15 protein-coding genes are annotated in these 18,701 nt (G+C 71.1%); 7 read left to right on the top strand and 8 right to left on the bottom strand.

The features are described 5' to 3' along the window. Positions 1-63 precede the first annotated feature (63 nt). The 3 genes from ACW14X_RS26005 (at position 64) to ACW14X_RS26015 (ending at position 1,253) form a co-directional block, all read left to right on the top strand. Positions 64-549, top strand: a complete 486-nt coding sequence (locus ACW14X_RS26005) for a CinA family protein (protein WP_160022455.1) — start codon at positions 64-66, stop codon at positions 547-549. A gap of 60 nt (positions 550-609) precedes the next feature. After that, complete coding sequence (locus ACW14X_RS26010; RefSeq protein WP_160022457.1) at positions 610-897, top strand: helix-turn-helix domain-containing protein; 288 nt, start codon at positions 610-612, stop codon at positions 895-897. Positions 898-1,010: 113 nt separating this feature from the next. Then, positions 1,011-1,253: a hypothetical protein gene (locus tag ACW14X_RS26015; protein ID WP_160022459.1), complete on the top strand. Its 243-nt coding sequence runs from the start codon at positions 1,011-1,013 to the stop codon at positions 1,251-1,253. On the opposite strand, the gene ACW14X_RS26020 is transcribed toward ACW14X_RS26015, so the two are convergent. After that, positions 1,250-2,002, bottom strand: a complete 753-nt coding sequence (locus ACW14X_RS26020) for a DNA-formamidopyrimidine glycosylase family protein (RefSeq protein WP_457163828.1) — start codon at positions 2,000-2,002, stop codon at positions 1,250-1,252. The two genes, ACW14X_RS26015 and ACW14X_RS26020, sit on opposite strands and share 4 nt — an antisense overlap. 4 nt (positions 2,003-2,006) lie before the next feature. After that, a complete protein-coding gene (locus tag ACW14X_RS26025; protein WP_457163829.1) occupies positions 2,007-6,668 on the bottom strand; it encodes an Lhr family ATP-dependent helicase in 4,662 nt (1,553 codons plus the stop codon). Positions 6,669-6,717: 49 nt separating this feature from the next. Between ACW14X_RS26025 and ACW14X_RS26030 the strand changes: the two genes are divergently transcribed. Together ACW14X_RS26030 and pdxR are read left to right on the top strand one after the other, a co-directional pair. Next, the gene (locus tag ACW14X_RS26030; RefSeq protein ID WP_160022464.1) at positions 6,718-7,290 is read left to right on the top strand and encodes a hypothetical protein; all 573 of its coding nucleotides are present in this window, start codon (positions 6,718-6,720) and stop codon (positions 7,288-7,290) included. A 39-nt stretch (positions 7,291-7,329) separates the two neighbouring features. Beyond that, positions 7,330-8,721 (top strand): MocR-like pyridoxine biosynthesis transcription factor PdxR, encoded by a 1,392-nt coding sequence (gene pdxR / locus ACW14X_RS26035; RefSeq protein ID WP_457163830.1) that lies wholly within the window; start codon positions 7,330-7,332, stop codon positions 8,719-8,721. Here the strand turns inward: pdxR and ACW14X_RS26040 are convergent. From ACW14X_RS26040 to ACW14X_RS26060, 5 genes are all read right to left on the bottom strand, one after another. Next, positions 8,644-9,954: an APC family permease gene (locus tag ACW14X_RS26040; protein ID WP_457163831.1), complete on the bottom strand. Its 1,311-nt coding sequence runs from the start codon at positions 9,952-9,954 to the stop codon at positions 8,644-8,646. The two genes, pdxR and ACW14X_RS26040, sit on opposite strands and share 78 nt — an antisense overlap. A gap of 118 nt (positions 9,955-10,072) precedes the next feature. Then, positions 10,073-10,903: an SDR family oxidoreductase gene (locus ACW14X_RS26045; protein ID WP_457163832.1), complete on the bottom strand. Its 831-nt coding sequence runs from the start codon at positions 10,901-10,903 to the stop codon at positions 10,073-10,075. Continuing rightward, positions 10,900-12,447, bottom strand: coding sequence for a class I adenylate-forming enzyme family protein (locus ACW14X_RS26050; protein WP_457163833.1), 1,548 nt, complete (start codon positions 12,445-12,447; stop codon positions 10,900-10,902). The genes ACW14X_RS26045 and ACW14X_RS26050 overlap by 4 nt, the downstream gene beginning before the upstream one ends. Next, the gene (locus ACW14X_RS26055) at positions 12,444-14,033 is read right to left on the bottom strand and encodes a succinic semialdehyde dehydrogenase (RefSeq protein ID WP_457163834.1); all 1,590 of its coding nucleotides are present in this window, start codon (positions 14,031-14,033) and stop codon (positions 12,444-12,446) included. Before ACW14X_RS26055 ends, ACW14X_RS26050 begins: the two co-directional genes overlap by 4 nt. An 8-nt stretch (positions 14,034-14,041) precedes the next feature. Continuing rightward, on the bottom strand, positions 14,042-15,382 hold the full coding sequence (locus ACW14X_RS26060; RefSeq protein ID WP_457163835.1) for a cytochrome P450: 1,341 nt from the start codon (positions 15,380-15,382) through the stop codon (positions 14,042-14,044). 123 nt (positions 15,383-15,505) lie between these two features. Here ACW14X_RS26060 and ACW14X_RS26065 point away from each other — a divergent pair, with 123 nt between their 5' ends. After that, the gene (locus tag ACW14X_RS26065; protein WP_457163836.1) at positions 15,506-16,669 is read left to right on the top strand and encodes an NAD(P)-binding domain-containing protein; all 1,164 of its coding nucleotides are present in this window, start codon (positions 15,506-15,508) and stop codon (positions 16,667-16,669) included. Here the strand turns inward: ACW14X_RS26065 and ACW14X_RS26070 are convergent. Further along, positions 16,579-16,998 (bottom strand): pyridoxamine 5'-phosphate oxidase family protein, encoded by a 420-nt coding sequence (locus ACW14X_RS26070; protein ID WP_457163837.1) that lies wholly within the window; start codon positions 16,996-16,998, stop codon positions 16,579-16,581. The genes ACW14X_RS26065 and ACW14X_RS26070 overlap by 91 nt on opposite strands. A 398-nt stretch (positions 16,999-17,396) precedes the next feature. On the opposite strand from ACW14X_RS26070, the gene ACW14X_RS26075 reads away from it, so the two are divergent. Further along, positions 17,397-18,671, top strand: a complete 1,275-nt coding sequence (locus tag ACW14X_RS26075) for an HNH endonuclease signature motif containing protein (protein WP_457163838.1) — start codon at positions 17,397-17,399, stop codon at positions 18,669-18,671. Positions 18,672-18,701: the final 30 nt, after the last annotated feature.

Genomic DNA, 18,701 nt, shown 5'->3' on the forward strand with positions numbered 1-18,701 from the left:
CTCGCGGACCGTACGACGCGGCCCGGTCACCGAAATGGTGACCGGGCCGCTACCTTTTTCTCCATGGCAGCAGTCGATGACCTTCATGCCGCTCTGCGGGAAGCCGGCGCCACCGTGGCGACCGCCGAGTCGCTGACCGCCGGCCGCCTGGCCGCGCTGCTCACCGATCCGCCGGGTGCGTCGAAGACGTTCCGCGGGGGTTTCGTGACGTACGCGACGGAGCTGAAGCACACCCTGCTGGGTGTTCCCATCTCGGTGATCGAGACCGTCGGGGTGGTCTCCGCGGAGTGCGCGGCGGCGATGGCCGCGGGGGCGCGGGAGCGGTCGGGGGCGACGTACGGACTCTCGACCACGGGTGTGGCCGGGCCCGAGGAGCAGGAGGGAAAGCCCGTCGGGACGGTCTATGTGGGCCTTTCCGGTCCGCACGGTGAAACAACGACGCTTCTCGGACTGTCGGGCTCGCGCATGGAGATCCAGCGTGATACGTGTTTGTTCGCTGTTGATGAACTACTCGGACTACTTCGGCGGGAACATCGAGGGGTCAGGTAGCGTTGGAGCAAGACGTCACCCAGATGTCGGTGACTTGTGAACTGTAGGAGGCTGACCGCAATGGTGCTCTTCCGTCGACTTCTCGGCGAGGTGCTTCGTGCCCAGCGGCTGGAGCGTGGGATGACCCTGCGCGAGGTCTCCGCGCAGGCGCGAGTCAGCCTCGGCTACATCTCCGAGGTCGAGCGTGGCCAGAAGGAAGCCTCCTCCGAGCTCCTCGCCTCGCTCTGCAGCGCCCTCGACGTCGCTCTCTCCGACGTCCTTCGCGACGTCTCCCACGCGGTCGCCGTCGAAGAGGCCACCATCCTCCGGATGCCGGTCCGTGCCGCGGCCGACGCCGCTGCTGCTTGATTCTCTCCCCAATCTGGGGGAGTTTTCCTCACCCGTGTCTCAACGGGGTCCGTTCCGTCTCCTTGCCGATGTGAGCCCACCACGGGCTCGCGCATTCATGGGGAGATGGTGCGATGACCATGGCAGTCGAGAACGAGCGTCCAGACCTGACGGTGCCGTCACCGTGTCTCGAGGGCGACGTGCATTCCCCTGACCTGCTCGAGGCCGAGCTCTTCGGGCTGGAGGAGACCCTGAACATCCTTCGCGACGAGTTCACCTCGGTCGCTCCCGGCGAGCGGACGCATGTCGCCCGCCACATGCGTGACACCCGCGTCCGGATCGCCCAGATCCGGTTGCGTCTGCTGCACGGCCGCTAGGGCTGGCAGCTCGCGCAGTAGTAGGCCGGGCGCTCCTTGCCCGGAGTGCCGACGCGGGCGACGGTCACGGTGCCGCCACAGCGTCGGCATGCCCGGCGGCCATAGACCCACATCTGGCGGGAGCGTGACCAGTCGGCCTGCATCAGGTCGCGGGCGCGCTGGAGCATGCGGGGGAGCCGGTCGCCGGCATCCGCGACCGTACGCAGCGGGCTGATCCCAGCGATGAAGCAGGTCTCGGCGGCGTAGATCGTGCCGATCCCGGCCAGGTTGGTCTGGTCGCGCAGCGCGTCGAAGAGTGGCCGGTCGGGTTGCCGGGCGAGGCGTTCGACGGCTGCGTCGGGGTCCCAGTCGTCGGCGAGGATGTCCGGTCCCAGGTGGCCGACCAGTCGCTCCTCCTGGTCGCGCGGGACGAGCTCGACGATGCCGAGGAGGAAGCCGACCGCCTCGGTCTTCTCGGTGCGGAGCGCCACGCGCGCCTGGAAGCCGGGCTTCGGCCATCGCCGGCCCGCCTCGAAGACCCGCCAGGAGCCCTCCATCTTCAGGTGGGTGTGCAGCGTCCATTCGCCGGTGCGGTGGTCGATCCGGGTCAGCAGGTGCTTGCCGCGGGTCAGCGTCCCGCGCACGGTGCCGCCGGAGAGGTCCGCCGTGGCCAGCTGCGGCACCCGGAAGTCCGTACGCGTGAGCACCTGGCCCGCCAGTCCCTTGTCGAGCCTGCGGGCGGTCCGGAGCACCGCGTCACCCTCGGGCACGACCTCACCTGCTCGTCGAGGTCAGGCGCAGGCCGCGCGGGGTGGCGACGAAGCCGGCGTACTGGAGCGCCTGGCGCAGCGGGGTGTCTCCGGAGCCGAGCAGCGGGGCGCCGTCCGCCTTCTCGACCGTGAGCCGCCCCAGCGCCCCTCTGCGGACGGCCTCGGCGAGCGCCTCGGCGCCGGGCTCGAGAAGGTTGGGGTCCTCAGACCAGGTCAGCAGGGTGCGGCCGCCGCGCTCGACGTACATCGCCAGCTCGCCGTCGACCAGCACCACGATCGCGCCCGCCTTGCGGCCGGGCCGGTGGCCCTCCTCCGCGGCCGGCCACGGGAGGGCCGCTCCGTAGGGATTGGCGGGGTCGGTCGCGGCCAGCGCGAGGGCGACCGGCTTGTCGGCCGGCTCGACCCGGGAGAACGTACGCAGCCGGTCGACCGAGCCCGCGGTGCCGAACTGGGCCGCGCCCAGGCCCTCCACGAAGTAGCCACGGCGGGCCCGGCCGGAGTCCTCGAACGCGCTGAGCACCTTGTAGACGGCGGCGAACCCTCCGGGGGTGCGCTCGGACTGGACCGCTCCGCGGGTGACCACACCGTGGCGGTCCAGGAGCCGCTCGGCGGCCGCGTGGGCGCGCTTGGTCGGGTCGGGATCGGGCTCGGGCAGGATCGTCCAGCGCCCGGCTGTCTCCGGTAGACCGGCCCGGGCCGGCATCCGCGCACCGCCGGTGTAGCGCCCGCCGCGGGCGCGCGGTGGTGGTCGGCGGGAGCGGTGCGACGGCGTGCCGGAACGGGTCAGCGCCCGCAACGGCAGCAGGGTGTCGTTGCTGACCCGCCCCGACCAGACCAGCTCCCACAGCGCCGCGCTCAGATCCGCGTCGCTCGGAGTCTTCTCGTCGTCGGCCGCCATGGTCCGGGCGAGCTGGTGGAAGAACCAGGCGCCGCCGGGCGCCAAGGCTTCGAGGAGCCGTTCGGCGAGCGGCCCTGGTGGCATCTCGGCGGGTGACGGCAGCGTCAGCTCGGCGGTGTCGGCCGGGTGCAGCGAGACCCAGCCGTCGGTGCCGGGCAGGGTGCCGTGGCCGGCCCAGAGCACCTCGCCGCCGGAGGTCAGCTCGTCCAGGAACGCGGGCTCGTAGTCCACCACCCGAGCCGGCAGGATCAGGCTCTCCAGCGCGCTGGCCGGGACCGGGCAGCCGGCGAGCTGATCGACCACGCTCAGCACCCCGTCGACCCCACGCAGCGCGCCCTTGCGTACGGATGTCTTCTGCCACGCCGGCAGGAACCTGCCCAGCGCCGCCGGCTCGACGGGCTCGACCTCTTTGCGCAGCCGGGCCAGCGAGCGTCGCCGCAGCATCCGGAGCACGTCGGCGTCGCACCACTCCAGCCCGCTCCCGCCCGGCCGGAACTCCCCGTCGAGCACCCGCCCGCGTGCCGAGAGCCGCGCCAGGGCGTGCCGTACGACCGCCTCGCCCAGCCCCAGCCGCGAGGCCACGTCGGCGGTCGTGAACGGTCCGTGCGAGCGCGCATACCGCGAGACCAGATCGCCGACCGGGTCCTCGACCGGCTCGGTGAACGCCGACGGTACGCCCGGAGGGACCGCCACCCCCAGCCCGTCCCGGAGCCTGGCCACATCCTCGACCACCGCCCACCGAGCCTCCCCGGCAACCCGTACCTCGACCACCCGTCGAGCCGTGGCGAGGTCCTCCAGCATCGCCGAGACGTCACCCCGGTCGGCCGAGGCGTCGCGGGCGTCGGTCGAAGCGTCACTTGCGTCGGCCGAGGTGGCAGTCGGTGACGTCTCGGCCGACGCGGCTGACGTCTCGCCCGACGTAGCTGACGTCTCGGCGGGGGTGGTGCGGGCGGTGATCTCGTCGAGGGTGAGCGGGCCGATGGTGCGGATGAGGTCGGTGATGCCTTCTGCGCCCCGGGCGCGACGGCCGGGGGCCAGGCGCTGGAGCTCGGACTCGACCTCGGCCAGGACTTCCGGGTCGAGGAGCTCACGGAGCTCGGCCCGGCCGAGCAGCTCGGCGAGGAGGCCCTGGTCGAGGGTGAGGGCGGCGGCGCGGCGCTCGGCCAGGGGCGAGTCGCCCTCGTAGAGGAACTGGGCGACGTAGCCGAAGAGGAGCGACTGGGCGTAGGGGGAGGGGGTCGGGGTGGCGACATCGACGATCGAGATCTCGCGGCGCTCGATGCGGCGGAGGAGGCCGACGAGGGAGGGGAGGTCGTAGACGTCGCGGAGGCACTCGCGTACGGCCTCGAGGATGATCGGGAAGCTCGGGTACTGCGACGCGACCTCGAGCAGGGCGGCGGAGCGCTGGCGCTGCTGCCACAGCGGCGAGCGACGGCCGGGGTCACGGCGGGGCAGGAGCAGGGCCCGCGCCGCGCACTCGCGGAAGCGGCTGGCGAACAGCGCCGAGCCGCCGACCTCGGTCGTGACCACGTCCTCGATCTCGTCGGGCTCGAAGACGATGATCTCGCCGGTCGGTGCTTCGGCATCGGTGTCGGGGAGGCGGATCACGATGCCGTCGTCGCTGTCGATGGCCTGCCCGTCGACGCCGTAGCGCTCCCGGATCCGCGCGTTGATCGCCAGCGCCCACGGTGCGTGGACCGGGCGGCCGTAGGGGGAGTGGACCACCAGTCGCCAGTCGCCCAGCTCGTCGCGGAAGCGCTCGACGACGATGTTGCTGTCGGAGGGGAGGACGTTGGTGGCCTCGGCCTGCTCGTGCAGGTAGGTGACCAGGTTGGCGGCCGCGTAGGCGTCCAGACCGTCCTCCTGCGCTCGCGCCTCGGCCTTCTTCGCAGGCAGCGCGGCGAGCTCGCGGGTATAGGCGCCGACGGCCTCACCGAGCTCCGCGGGCCGGCCGAGCGAGTCGCCCTTCCAGAACGGCAGGCGTCCGGGGATGCCGGGAGCCGGGGTCACCAGCACCCGGTCGTGGGTGATGTCCTCGATCCGCCAGCTCGTCGCGCCGAGGGCGAAGACATCGCCGACCCGGGACTCGTAGACCATCTCCTCGTCGAGCTCGCCGACGCGCCGTCCGGTGCCCTCGCCGACCAGGTAGACCCCGAAGAGCCCGCGGTCGGGGATGGTACCTCCGCTGGTGACGGCCAGCCGCTGCGCTCCCGGACGCCCGGTCACGGTCCCGGCGACCCGGTCCCACACGATCCGGGGACGCAGCTCGGCGAACTCCTCGCTCGGATAGCGCCCGGCGAGCAGGTCGAGGGTGGCGTCGTAGGCGGAGCGGGGGAGGGTTGCGTACGAAGCCGTCCTTCTGACCAGTGTGAACAGCTCGTCGACGTCCCAGGTGTCCAGCGCGGTGGCGGCGACGATCTGCTGAGCGAGTACGTCGAGGGGGTTGGCCGGGAGGCTCATCGACTCGATCAGGCCCTGCCGCATCCGCTGCACGCTGACCGCGGTCTGGGCGAGGTCGCCGCGGTGCTTCGGGAAGAGCACGCCGCGGGAGATCTCGCCGACCTGGTGGCCGGCTCGCCCGACGCGCTGGAGAGCGGAGGCGACGCTGGGCGGCGACTCGATCTGGACGACGAGGTCGACCGCCCCCATGTCGATGCCGAGCTCGAGGCTGGAGGTCGCGACCACGGCGGGCAGCCGACCGGACTTGAGATCGTCCTCGATCAGCGCTCGCTGCTCCTTGGACACGCTTCCGTGGTGGGCCTTGGCGATCACCTGGGCCGCGCCGTGGGACTGCCCCGACTGGGCCATCACCTGCGCGGGCGGCGGACCGGTCTCGAAGACCCGGTCGGAGGCGATCTCGTTGAGCCGGGCGGTCAGCCGCTCCGCGATCCGGCGCGAGTTGGCGAAGACGATGGTGGAGCGGTGGGCGGTGACCAGGTCGGCGACGTGCTCCTCGACGTGGGGCCAGATCGAGGAGGCCCGCTGCGGGTCGTCGTCCTCCTCCTCGCCGTAGGCGCTCGGCGCGGTCATGTCCTCGACCGGCACGACGACGCTCAGGTCCCAGCGCTTCTCGGCCGGTGGCGCGACGATCTCGACGGGCTGGGCGCCACCGAGATAGCGAGCCACCTCCTCCAAGGGCCGGACGGTCGCGGAGAGCCCGATCCGCTGGGCAGGCTTGTCGAGGAGCGCGTCGAGGCGCTCCAGGGTCAGTGCCAGGTGAGAGCCGCGCTTGGTCGCCGCGACCGCGTGGACCTCGTCCACGATCACCGTCTCGACGCTGCGAAGCGTCTCGCGGGCCTGGCTGGTGAGCATCAGGAAGAGCGACTCGGGCGTGGTGATCAGGATGTCCGGGGGAGCGGTGGTCAGCTTGCGCCGGTCGGCAGCGGTCGTGTCGCCGGACCGCACGCCGACGCGCACCTCGGGCGCCTCCACGCCGAGCCGCTCGGCGGTCTGCCTGATCCCGACCAGCGGGCTGCGCAGGTTGCGCTCCACGTCGACGCCGAGTGCCTTGAGCGGGGAGATGTAGAGCACCCGGCAGCGCTGGTTCTTCTCAGGCACCGGCTCGCTGAGCAGCTTGTCGATCGACCACAGGAACGCGCTCAGCGTCTTGCCCGACCCGGTGGGCGCCACCACCAGTGCGTTGCGCCCCGCCCCGATCGCCTCCCAGGCACCGGCCTGCGCCGCGGTCGGCGCTGCGAAGGCAGCGGCGAACCACGTACGTGTCGGGTCGCTGAAGCGAGCCAACGCCGAGTCCGTGCTGCCGCTCATGGGACAAACCTAGTCGCGACCACCGACACTCAGCCGCCACACTGACCTCATGCACCTCGTCGTCCTCTTCGGCCCGCAGGCGGTCGGCAAGATGAGCGTCGGCCGGGAGATCGCGTCCCGGACGACCTACCGCCTCCTCCACAACCACGCCACGATCGAGCCGCTGCTGGAGGTCTTCGACTGGGGGACCGAGCCGTTCAACACGCTGAAGAGGGAGTTCCGCAGGCGGGTGATCGAGGAGGCGGTGGCGTACGACCTCCCGGGATTGATCCTGACCTTCGCCTGGGCGCTGGACGTGCCCGCGGATACGGAGGAGGTCGAGTGGATGATCGCGCCCGCGGTCGAGGCGGGAGCGCGGATCGACTTCGTGGAGCTGTACGCCGACGTGACGGTCCGGCTCGCCCGTGAGGGCACGCCCGAGCGGCTGGCCGCGAAGCCGTCCAAACGCGACACCGAATGGGCACGCGGAGACGTCATCGGGTCGAACGAGCGCTGGGAGCTCTCGACGGGCCCCGAGGTGCCGTTCCCGCTCGACCTCCCGCACTTCGTCATCGACAACACCGATCTGTCGGCAGCCGAGGTGGCCGAGAAGATCATCGCGCGTCTGGGGCTGCCGAGCTGAAAGCCCCCGCCGCCAACAGGGATGTGGTCCAATCCCGCTGTGGACCTCGCGCTTGACCTGACCGACCGCGCCGTTCGATCCGCCTCGCTCTACCAGGCGCTGCGCGACGCGCTCGGCGACGGCAGGCTGAAGGCGGGCGATCGGCTGCCCCCGAGCCGGGCGCTGGCCACGGACCTCGGCATCTCCCGGAACACGGTCGCCACGGTCTATGAGCGGCTGGTCGCGGAGGGGTTCCTGGAGTCGCGCGTGGGCGCGGGGACGTACGTCGCCGAGATCACGCGGCGGCGACGAGATCGCGCCCCCGGGTCGCTGACCCCGCGCCCGGGCTGGCGCTGGGCGCCCCGGCCGACGAGTGCGGAGGCGGGGGTGCCGACGTACGACCTGCGGGTGGGGATCCCCGATGCCGAGCTCTTCCCGTTCGACACCTGGCGACGGATCCTCGCGGCGGAGTCGCGGCTACGCGGCCACAGCCCCGGCACCTACGCCTCGCCCGCCGGTCTGCCGCGGCTGCGCGAGGCGCTGGCGCACACGGTCGCCTACCACCGCGGGGTGCGGGCCGACCCGGGACAGATCGTGGTCACCAGCGGCACCCAGCAGGCGCTCGACCTTGTCGCCCGGGTGCTGCTGGAGCCGGGCGACGTCGTCGCCGTCGAGGATCCCGGATACCCGTCCGCGATCGACCTCTTCGCCTCCCACGGCGCCCGGGTCGTACCGGTGCCGGTCGATGAGGAAGGGCTGGTCGTCGAGGAGATCCCGGAGCAGGCACAGCTTGTCTACACGACCCCGAGCCACCAGTTCCCGCTCGGCGTACGCCTCTCCCTCCCACGCCGCCGAGCCCTGCTCGACTTCGCGAACACGCACGACGCGGGGATCGTGGAGGACGACTACGACAGCGAGTTCCGCTTCACGGAGCGGCCCCTGGAACCGCTGCACGCCATGGACGATCAGGGCCGGGTGATCTATGTCGGCACCTTCTCCAAGTCGCTGCTGCCGAGCCTGCGCACCGGCTACCTGGTCGCCCCGGGCTCGCTCGTCGACAGCCTCCTGGCTGCCAAGCAGCTCGGCGACGGCTTCGGCCCGGTCCAGCCCCAGGCCGCCCTGGCCCGCTTCCTGGAGGAGGGCCTCCTCGCCCGTCACGTGCGCAAGGCGTCCAAGACGTACGTCGAGCGCCGCTCGCTCCTCCTCGAGACCCTCTCCACGTGGCCGGTCGAGGTGCTCCCGTCGGCTGCCGGACTGCACCTGTCCGCCTACGCGGAGCTCCCCGCAGACCTGCCCGAGCGTGCCGCTGCCGAGGGGCTGGCGGTGGACACCATCGCCGCTCATCGCCTGCTGCCTGGACGCGACGGCCTGTTCCTAGGCTACGGAGCCGTCCGGACAGACAGCCTGCCCGACGGGCTCGAGCTGCTGGCCGAGCTCGCGGGCTGGGCGTGACCGCTCACGACGGGCGCGGACCAGCGACCACACGAGACCGGCACCGCCGCAGAGCACCGGACCGAGCAGGTGGGCGCCGGTGAGGCCCAGCAGCACCAGTGCCGCGACCATCGAGCAGACTGCCGCCCACCAGGATCCGGTTCCACGAGGAAGCAGTCGCAGCGCAGCCGCCGCTCCCACCACGTACAGCAGGGAGAAGGTCCCCGAAGCCATCAGGAGGAGGGCGTCGGTCGAGGACCCGGCGACCCAGATGAACGCGAGAGAGCCGAGCGCCACGGCACTGATGGCGAGCAGCGAGCGGCGCGGGATGCCGGACGCGGGGTCGGCCAGGAACCGTGGCAGCGCACCCTCGCGCGCCAACGACGCTCCCAGGCGTGAGCCTCCGGCGAAGTAGGCGTTGATCGCCCCGACGGTCAGCAGCACGGCCACGACGGCCGTCACCGGTCGAGCGGGCTCTCCGAAGCCCAGGACGAGCAGGTCCGCCAGCGGCGCCGCACCGGAGGTGGACCCGAGCGAGGCGACGGTCGCGAAGGCGATCCCGAGGTAGAGCACCGTCACGACTCCGAGCGCCAGGAACGTCGCCCGGCGGATGTCACGTGCCGGGTCGCGGTAGTCGGCCGAGAGCGAGGAGAGGATCTCCCACCCCGCGAACGCCCACACCAGCATCGCCGCCGCGGTGCCGACCGCACCCCACCCGTGCGGCGCGAACGGCGTCAGCCGCGCCAGCTCGGCGTGCGGCAGCGCGACCACGACCGCCACCGCGAGCAGAACCGCTATGGCCCCGGCGATCCCCAGCTGTACGCCCCCGGACACCTTGATCCCGAACCAGTTCATCGCGGTGACCAGCACGATGATCGCCGCCGTCGCCGCCAGCGACGTACCCCGCCCGCCGCCGACGGCGTCGGCGACGTACGCCCCACCGAACCCCGCCGCGACCGGCGCCCCCACGCCGATCGTCAGGTAGAACGCCCAGCCGACCATCGTCGCGACGTGCTGGTTGAAGGCGAGCCGTGCGTACGTCGCCACTCCGCCGCCGTCAGGATGCCGGGCTCCCAGCGCGGCGAAGGTCGCCGCCAGCGGCACCGAGAGCACGATCAGCGCCAGCCAGGCCACGAGCGAGGCCGGTCCGGCCTCGCTCGCCGCCAGCGCGGGCAGGGAGATGACACCGGTGCCGAGCACCGCACCGAGGGTGAGAGCCGCGCCCTGGGGCACGGAGAGTCCGTCGTTCTTCACGAGCGTGACGCTAGTGAGACCAGCACCCTCCGCGCCCGGCCAATCGGCCCCTCGTCTCCTGGGCCAATCCTGGGCCAATCCTGGTCCGATCCTGTTCCGATCCTGGGCCGATCCGGCGCTAACGTACGTTGCGCCGCACCCGCTCCTCATAGGCCGCCCGAGCCGCCGGGTCGACGCCCGCGAGCAGCTGCGAGGCGTTGGTCGTCCGATCGACGAAGTCCTGGAACCGGCGCGGCATCGCCTGGGTGATCTTGGTCAGGGCCTGCGCCCAGTTGGGCACCCAGACCTCGGGCCGCGGCTCGCGGATGACGTCCTCGATCGCGGCCGCGACGTCCTCGGGAGTGACCGGCTTCATCCCCTTCGCCTGGGGCACGCCGTCGGCGAGCTCGGTCTGCACCACCGCCGGCAGGATGAGCGAGACGTCGACCCCGGAGGGTGCCAGCTCCATCCGTAGCGCCTCCGAGAAGCCGACCACGGCGAACTTCGAGGCCGAGTAGGTCGCCGCGTCCGGCACCGGCACCCGGCCGACCGCCGAGGAGACGTTGACGATGTGGCCCTGGCCGCGCTCGACCATGGCCGGCGCGACCGCCTTGATCCCGTTGATCGGGCCGTGCACGTTGACCTCGAAGATCGCCCGGGTGAGCGCGTCCTCCTCCTTCAGGACCGACCCGAGCGGCATGATCCCGGCGTTGTTGACCAGCACGTCCCACGGCCCCAGGTCCTCGACCGACTCGAGGAACGTACGCCAGGAGGCGGGGTCGGTGACGTCGAGATGTGCGGCCATCACCCGCGACCCGAACTCGGCGGTCACATCGTCGAGCAGGTCCGGGTCCAGGTCGCCGACGGCGACCGACGCCCCGGCGCGGGCCAGCCGCTCGACCGTGGCGCGGCCGATGCCACGGGCGCCTCCGGTGACGATGACGGCGGTTCCCTCGATCTGGCGTGTCATGACTCTCCTTCGGTGGTGCGGACCAGGCTGCGTACGGCTTTTCTGTCGGTCTTGCCCACGCTGGTGACGGGGACGGCGTCGAGGATGAGCACCTCGCGGGGGTACTTGTGCGGCGCGAGCCGCGTCTTGACGAAGGCGATCAGCTCCTCGGGAGTGGTGCGTGCGCCGGGATGGAGGGCGACGGCCGCGACCACCTCCTCGCCCTTGTGAGCGTCCGGGCGCCCGACCACCGCGGCGGCGGTGACCGCCTCGTGGGCGAGGAGCGCGTCTTCGACGTCGCGGGGGAAGACGTTGAACCCGCCCCGGATGATCAGGTCCTTGATCCGGTCGTCGACGTAGAGGTAGCCGTCGGCGTCGAAGTGGCCGATGTCGCCGGTGTGCAGCCAGCCGTCGACGACGGTCGCGGCGGTCTGTGCCGGGTCGTTCCAGTAGCCCTGCATCACCCCCGGGCCACGCACCCAGATCTCGCCCTCCTCGCCGGTCGGGACCGGCGAGCCGTCGGGTCCGGCGATGATCACCTCGGCGTGGGAGAGCGGCTTGCCGACGCTGCCGGGCCGCGACTCCTCGATGGTCGAGGCGGCGATGACCGCGCTCGACTCCGTGCAGCCGTAGCCCTCCAGGATGGTCACGCCGAAGGCCTCCTCGGCCTTCTCCCGCAGCGCCGGCAGCAGCGGCGCGCCACCGCTGCCGAAGGAGCGCAGCGAGCTCAGGTCGTAGTCCTGGTAGGGCTGGTCGAGCAGCATCTGCAGCATCGACGGGACCACCGTGCTCGACTCGACCCGGTGCTCCTGGGCGAGCTCGAGCCATCCTTTGGCATCGAACCAGCGCTGCAGCACCGAGCTCTGCGGGCGCGATGAGTGCATCCCGCTGATGACCACGATCAGGCCGTACGCGTGGGAGAGCGGCAGCGGCAGCAGCCACCGTGTCGTGCCCTGGCTCTCTCCGACCCGGTGGAGGGCGTGCCCGGACTCCCACAGCCCGCGGTGGCTGAGCATGACGCCCTTGGCCCGCCCCGTGGTGCCGCCGGTGTAGAGCAGGGCCGCGAGGTCGTCGTCGCCGCGCGGGGCGATGTCGATCGGTTCGGCGCTCTCCAGGCTCTCGTACGCCACCACGCCCGCCCCCTCCTCGACGGGTCCGGCCACGATGACGGTGAGCTCGAGGCCCTCCGCCGCCGCCTGGATCAGCGGCAGGAGCTCGGGCGTCACGATGGCCGCCCTGGCCCCGGAGTCCTCCAGGATGTGCCGCAGCTCGGGCGGGGTCTGCAGGAAGATCACCGGCGTCACCACCGCGCCGAGGCGCCACAGGGCGCGATAGCTGACGAAGACCTCCGGGGTGTTCATGGTGAGCACCACGACCCGGTCGCCGGGCTCGATCCCGAGCTCGCGCAGACCGCCGGCGACCCGTGCGGATCGCTCGGCGATCTCCTTGGACGAGTGCCAGGTGCCTTCGAAGAAGACCATCGGGTGGTCGCCGTGGCGGGCATAGGACTCGTCGGCCAGCACCGCCAGGTTGTGCTCACCCGGCTTGCTCGCGGCCCCGCTCATCGGGCGCCCAGCTTCCGCAGCGCCTTGAGCTGCCCGTTGCCCAGCGCGACGAACTTCTCGACCGTCTGACCCTTGAACGGGCCGATGGGACCCATCCGGGAGGCCGCGAGGGTCTGGGCGTCGGTGAACTTCCGGATCCCGTCCGCGCCGTGGCGGCGCCCGAGCCCGCTCGATCCCATGCCACCCATCCCGGCCTCGATGCTCCCGGCCGCCAGGGCGGCGCCGTCGTTGATGTTCACCGCGCCCGCGCGGATGCGCCGAGCGATCATGTCCGCCTCGCGTACGTTCTTGCTGAACACGCTCGCCGAGAGCCCGGCCTCGCCCTGGTTGGCGATCCGGACCGCCTCCTCGTCGCTGTCGGCGCGATAGAGCGCGAGGACCGGGCCGAAGGTCTCACCGAGACACAGATCCATCTCGGAGGTCACGCCCTCCAGGACCGTCGGGGCGAAGGCGTACGGACCGACCTCGGCGAGCGGCTCGCCGCCCGCGAGCACGGTCGCGCCCTTCGAGACCGCGTCGGCGACGTGGGCGGTGACCTTGTCGAGCTGCGCCTGCGAGGCCAGCGACCCGACGTCGGCCGAGTAGTCGAAGGTCTGGCCGACGACCTGGTTCTCCGTCTCGGCGACCAGGGCCTGGCGGAAGGCGTCGTAGACGTCCTCGTGCACCACCACGCGTTCGATGTGGACGCACATCTGGCCGGTGTTGGCGAAGGCCGCCATCACCGTGCCGCGAGCGGCCTGGGCGAGGTCGGCGTCGCGGCGGACGATGAGCGGGTTCTTCCCGCCGAGCTCGAGCGAGGCGCCGATCAGCCGGCCCGCTGCCCGCTGGGCCACGATCCGCCCCGTGGCCGTCGAACCGGTGAAGGCGATGTAGTCGACGTTGTCGATGACCGCCTCACCGGTGGCCGCTCCGGGCCCGGTGACCACCTGCCAGACGTGCTCGGGCAGCCCGGCCTCGGCCATCAGCGCCCTCGCCCACAGCAGCGTCAGCGGCGCCTGCGGGTCGGCCTTGCTGATCACGGCCGCGCCCGCGAGCAGTGCCGGGATGGCGTCGCCGACCCCGAGATAGAGCGGATAGTTCCACGGCGAGATGATCCCGACGACCTTCTTCGGCACCCGCACCTCCTTCACGGAGGTGATGCCGGGGATGGCCCCACGGACCCGCTTGTCGGCCAGGTACGCCGGGCCGCGCCGGGCGTAGTGGCGGGCGATCGTGCCGACCTGGAGGATCTCCTGCCAGGCGTGGAAGCGGGCCTTGCCCATCTCCCACTGGATCAGGTCGAGCACCTCGTCCTGACGCTCGACCAGCAGGTCGTGGAAGCGGAGCATGACCTCGGCGCGGTCCGAGAAGTCCAGCGTGGCCCAGTCGGGCTGGGCCGCCCGCGCCGCCGTCGCGGCCTCGGCGACGTCCGCGGCCGTCACCGACGGCACCGGGGCGGTCGGCTGGGCGTCGTAGGGTGCGACCGCTGTCAGCGTGCCGTCGCCCCCGGAGACCGGAGCCGAGACCCATCGTGTCCAGGAGGCGAGCCGGGCCTCGTCGATCCAGCCGGGACGTACGCTCGCGGCCTCCGTTGTCTTCGTGGTCATCGATCTCCTCAGATCCGGGTCAGATGGATGGGGTTGCCGTCCTTCGGGAACGGCAGCGAGCTGTTGTCCAGAGGCGCGCGGTAGCCGGGGGAGACGCTCCACCGGTAGCTGCGCAGGAGCCGGTGCAGGATCGACTTGACCTCCAGGCCGGCGAAGTAGAGGCCGATGCACTTGTGCACCCCGCCGCCGAACGGCTCCCACGCCATCCGGTGGCTCTTGTCCTCGCGCCGGTGCGGCGCGAAGCGCTCGGGGTCGAAGACGCTCGGGTTGGTCCAGTAGTCCTCCATCATGTGGCTGAACTGGACCCCGACCATCACGCCCATGTCGGCCGGGATACGGACTCCGAGGAGGCTGGTCTCCTTGACCGTACGCCGGATCAGCGCCGGCACGGGGGCGCGCAGCCGCAGCGCCTCCCGCATCACCAGATCCAGGCTGGTGAGGCTCTCGATCTCCTGCATCGTCGGCGCCTCGCCGAGCGCGAGGGACTCCTCCCGGCAGCGTTGCTGCCACTGCGGATGCTGGCCGAGGTACTGGAGCATCGTCGAGGAGGTGATGGTCGAGGTGTCGTGCGCGGCCATCATCAGGAAGATCATGTGGTTGACGACGTCCTCGTCGCTGAACCGCTCGCCGTCGTCGGTCTCGATATGGCACAGCACCGAGAAGATGTCGTCGGTCGCGGTGGCCCGTTTGGCGGGCAGGTAGTGGCGCAGGAAGCCCTCCAGCACCTTCCGGCCGCGGAACGCGCGGCCCCAGCGGGTCAACGGCACATCGCCGCGTACGACACCGGCAGCCGCCTGCACGCAGGCGATGAACGCCTTGTTGACCCGGTCCATCTCGGCACGGCTGGTCTCGGCCGCACCACCCATGAAGATGTCGGCGGCGATGTCGAGGGTGAGCTGCTTGAGCCGCGGATAGGCCTGGAAGGCCGGAGCGTTGGCCCAGCCGCGCATGCCGTGCGCGATCGCCGGATGCATCGCCGTGGTGTAGGTGGCGAGCCGGTCCCGGGTGAAGGCCTCCTGCATGATGCGGCGATGAGCGTGGTGCTCCTCGAAGTCGAGCAGCATCAGGCCGCGGTCGAAGAAGGGGCCGACGATCTGCCCCCAGGCCGGCCCGTTGGCGAAGGCCTTGTCCTTGTTGCGCAGCACCGCCTCGCACGCGTCCGGTCCGAGCGCGACCACCCCGGCCTCGCCGGCCCGGAAGAAGGGCGAGACCGGACCGTACGTCTCCCACTGGTGCCGGTAGAAGCCGACCGGGTCGCGGGAGTAGTCCAGCAGCCGGCCGATCCAGGGGAGCCCGCGGTCGCCGGGCACGAGTCGTGGGATCTCGCGGAGTGCCTCGGTCGCTGTCATGGTGCCTGATCCATCGTGTCCGACCTCCCGGTCCCGAGTGACTCTGCTGAGGTTAGTCAAGTAGAACGTGTTCCCGCAGCATTCTGCGGGTATGGAATTCGGCGGAGCGTTGTTGAGGTGTGCGTGGAGAGCTACGAATCAGTGGTGATCGGTGCCGGTCAGGCCGGTCTGTCGGCGTCCTACCACCTCAGCCGGCTGGGCGTACGCCACGTCGTGCTCGACGCCGAGCGTCGCCCGGGCGGCGCCTGGCAGCACCGCTGGGACTCGCTCACCATGCACGACGTCCACGGCGTCGCGGATCTGCCGGACGGGCGGGCGCCGGGTGAGTCGGGGGAGCGGGCCAACGTCGCCGTGCCGGGATGGTTCGGGACCTATGAGTCCATGCACGACCTGCCCGTTGAGCGGCCGGTGAAGGTCACCTCGGTGACCTCGGTCGGCGACCTGCTCGCGGTGCACTCGGCCGACGGACGGACCTGGTTCACCCGGACGCTGGTCAACGCGACCGGGACCTGGACGCGACCGTTCGTCCCGCACTACCCGGGGGCATCGACCTTCCTCGGGGAGCAGGTGCACACCCACGACTATCCGGGTGCTGCTCACTTCCGGGGCAAGCGCGTCGCGGTGGTCGGTGGAGGAGCCTCGGCGGTGCAGTTCCTCGGCGAGCTCGCGCCGGTGACCTCGGTGCTCTGGATCACGCGGCGGGAGCCGGTCTGGCGCTCCGACTTCGATGCCGAGCGCGGGCGCGAGGCGGTCACGCTCGTGGCCGAGAGGGTCGAGGCCGGGCTGCCGCCCGCGAGCGTCGTCAGCGTCACCGGTCTCTCGCTGCGGCCGCAGGAGCAGGAGGCCGCGCGACTTGGGGTCTACGAGCGCCGGCTGCCGATGTTCTCGCGCATCGAGCCGGACGGGCTGCGATGGGAGTCGGGGGCGTTCGAGCCGGTCGACGCGATCCTGTGGGCCACCGGCTTCCGTCCCGCCGTCACCCACCTCGCCCCGCTTCATCTGCGCAGCTCGCACGGCGGGATCCCGCTGCTGCGCGACTCCGCCGACGTCCAGACCGCCGTCACCGCTGCGTACGACCCGCGTGTCCAGCTCGTCGGCTACGGTCCCTCCGCGAGCACGATCGGCGCCAGCCGTGCCGGCCGGGCCGCGGCGCTTGCGGTCCGGCGACAATTGGCCGAGCCTGAGGCGGCTGAGCCTCAGAAGGCGCCGAGGTCGGCGGAGAGCCAGTTCTCCGGCGACAGTCGGACAGTGACCTCGGGCGGGAAGTTCGCCGCCTCCGCCAGGTAGGCGTCGGCTGCATCCGGAGGCAGATACCGTCGCGCCATCGCCTCCGACTCGCCCTCGGCGGCATCGGCGATCCGCACCGGCCCCTCGACCGACACGTACCGCACCGTCGGATCCAGCCGCTCCACCATCAGGGTGCACCGTCCGGCGGCTGCGAGCAGCCGGGCCTTGAGCGAGTCCTTCCCGGTCACGAACCACACCTCGCCGCCGGGGGTGTAGTCGTACCAGATCGGCACCGTCAGCGGCGCTCTTCCGTCTTCTCTGCTCACCGAGAGCGCGGCGATCAGGGGCTCGGTCAGGAGTTCTTGGCGGTCTTCGAGTGGGATACCCATGCTCTTTACCGTACGTCGTGGGCCAGGGGTGTTTTCGTGGTTGGCGTGGGCCGCCGACCCTTGCTTTGAGGGTCTTCTCGACGAACCCCGGAGTCAAGGACGGCCTTCGGCCGCCGGCTTCGCCGGCCGCTTCGCGGTCCTTGACACCGGGGCCCGTCGAGAAAGATTTGGCTGGCTATCGGGGCGGCGGCCCGGGTGTGGCGCAGCGGAATCTTGCTTGGGACAGGTGATGTTCATGGGGTGGAAGCGTGGCCCTTCGGGCCACTTACCATCCACAGAAACGAGGTCGTTCGCTCACCGCGAAAATGGTATCTGATCAGGGAAAATAGGTGGCATGACAGGCGTACGGAGCATAGAATGGGACACATCACAGCACACCTCCGAGGAGAGGGACGGCGATGAGTCTCGGCCGCTCGATCGACCACTGGGGCACCAACCCCGGGGATGCGATCGACGCTGCCTTGGCCGCCATCGAGACCGCCCTCCATGACCTCCTCGCCACCGATCCCGCCTACTGGCGCACGGAGCAGAAGAAGGACCTGCTCGAGCGGTTGGAGAAGCTCCAGGCGCAACAGGCTGCGTTGAAGCTGCGGGTGCTCGCGTCTGCTGGCGACATTGCTGAGGAGACCGGTGCGAAGGACGCCTCCGGGTGGATGCGCACCGACCTCCTCGTTGACAATGCCGTGGCTCGCTCGCAGATCAAACTCGCTGCGGCGGTCACCAAGTACGACCTCGTGGCTGCCGGCCTCGCTAAAGGTGTCGTGTCCCAGGACAAAGCACGGGTGATCACCCAGGCGCTCGACAAGATCGAGGCCGACCCCGTCGCCAGTGTCGAGGACCTGATCCTGGCCGAGAAGCTCCTGGTCGACTACGCCTCTCGGATGACCGCGAACGAGCTCCGGATCGTCGGACGACGGATCCTGCGTGAGATCGACCCGGCCCGGTTCGAGGACGCCGAAGCCAAGGCATTGCTGGCCGAGGAGGAGCGTGCTCACCAGAAGACGGCGCTGCGGGTCTGGGACAACCACGACGGCACCGTCGGGTTCGACGGCGTTCTCCCGACCTCGATGGGGATGAGGTTCAAGCGGCTGGTCGAGGCCTGGGCCCAGCCCCGCAAACAACAACTCGTCGCCAAGGGCGCCCCGCTGCCGCGATGGGAACGACTCATGGGTCAGGGGTTCTCGCGGCTGCTCGAGACCATCGACCCCGCCGCGTTGCCCCGTCACGGTGGCGACGCCACCGTGGTCAACGTGGTCATCTCCCTGGAGGAGCTCCGCAAGGACCTCGGCATCGCCACCCTGGGCTATGACGAGACCAACGGCACCACCATCTCCGCGGCCGAGGCCCGCAAGTTGGCGTGCAACGCCACCGTCATCCCCTGGGTCCTCGGTGGTGACAGCGAGGTCCTCGATGCCGGTCGGGGCAGCAGGTTCTTTCAGCCGATCCAACGCAAGGCCATGCGGTTGCAGCAGAAGTGTTGCCAGGCCGAAGGCTGTGACATGCCACCGGAATGGTGCGACGCCCACCATCTAGAACCCTGGGCCGCCGGCGGGAAGACCGATCTGAAGGACGGGGCGCTGCTTTGTCCCCATCATCACCGCCTCGCCCACGCACCCGGCTATACCCATGAGCGACTACCCGATGGGACCATCAGGTTCACTCGTCGCCCCTAACCGACTGGGCGGGAATCACTTCACCCGGGT

It is taken from the genome of Nocardioides sp. YJ-D4, from assembly GCF_054031495.1.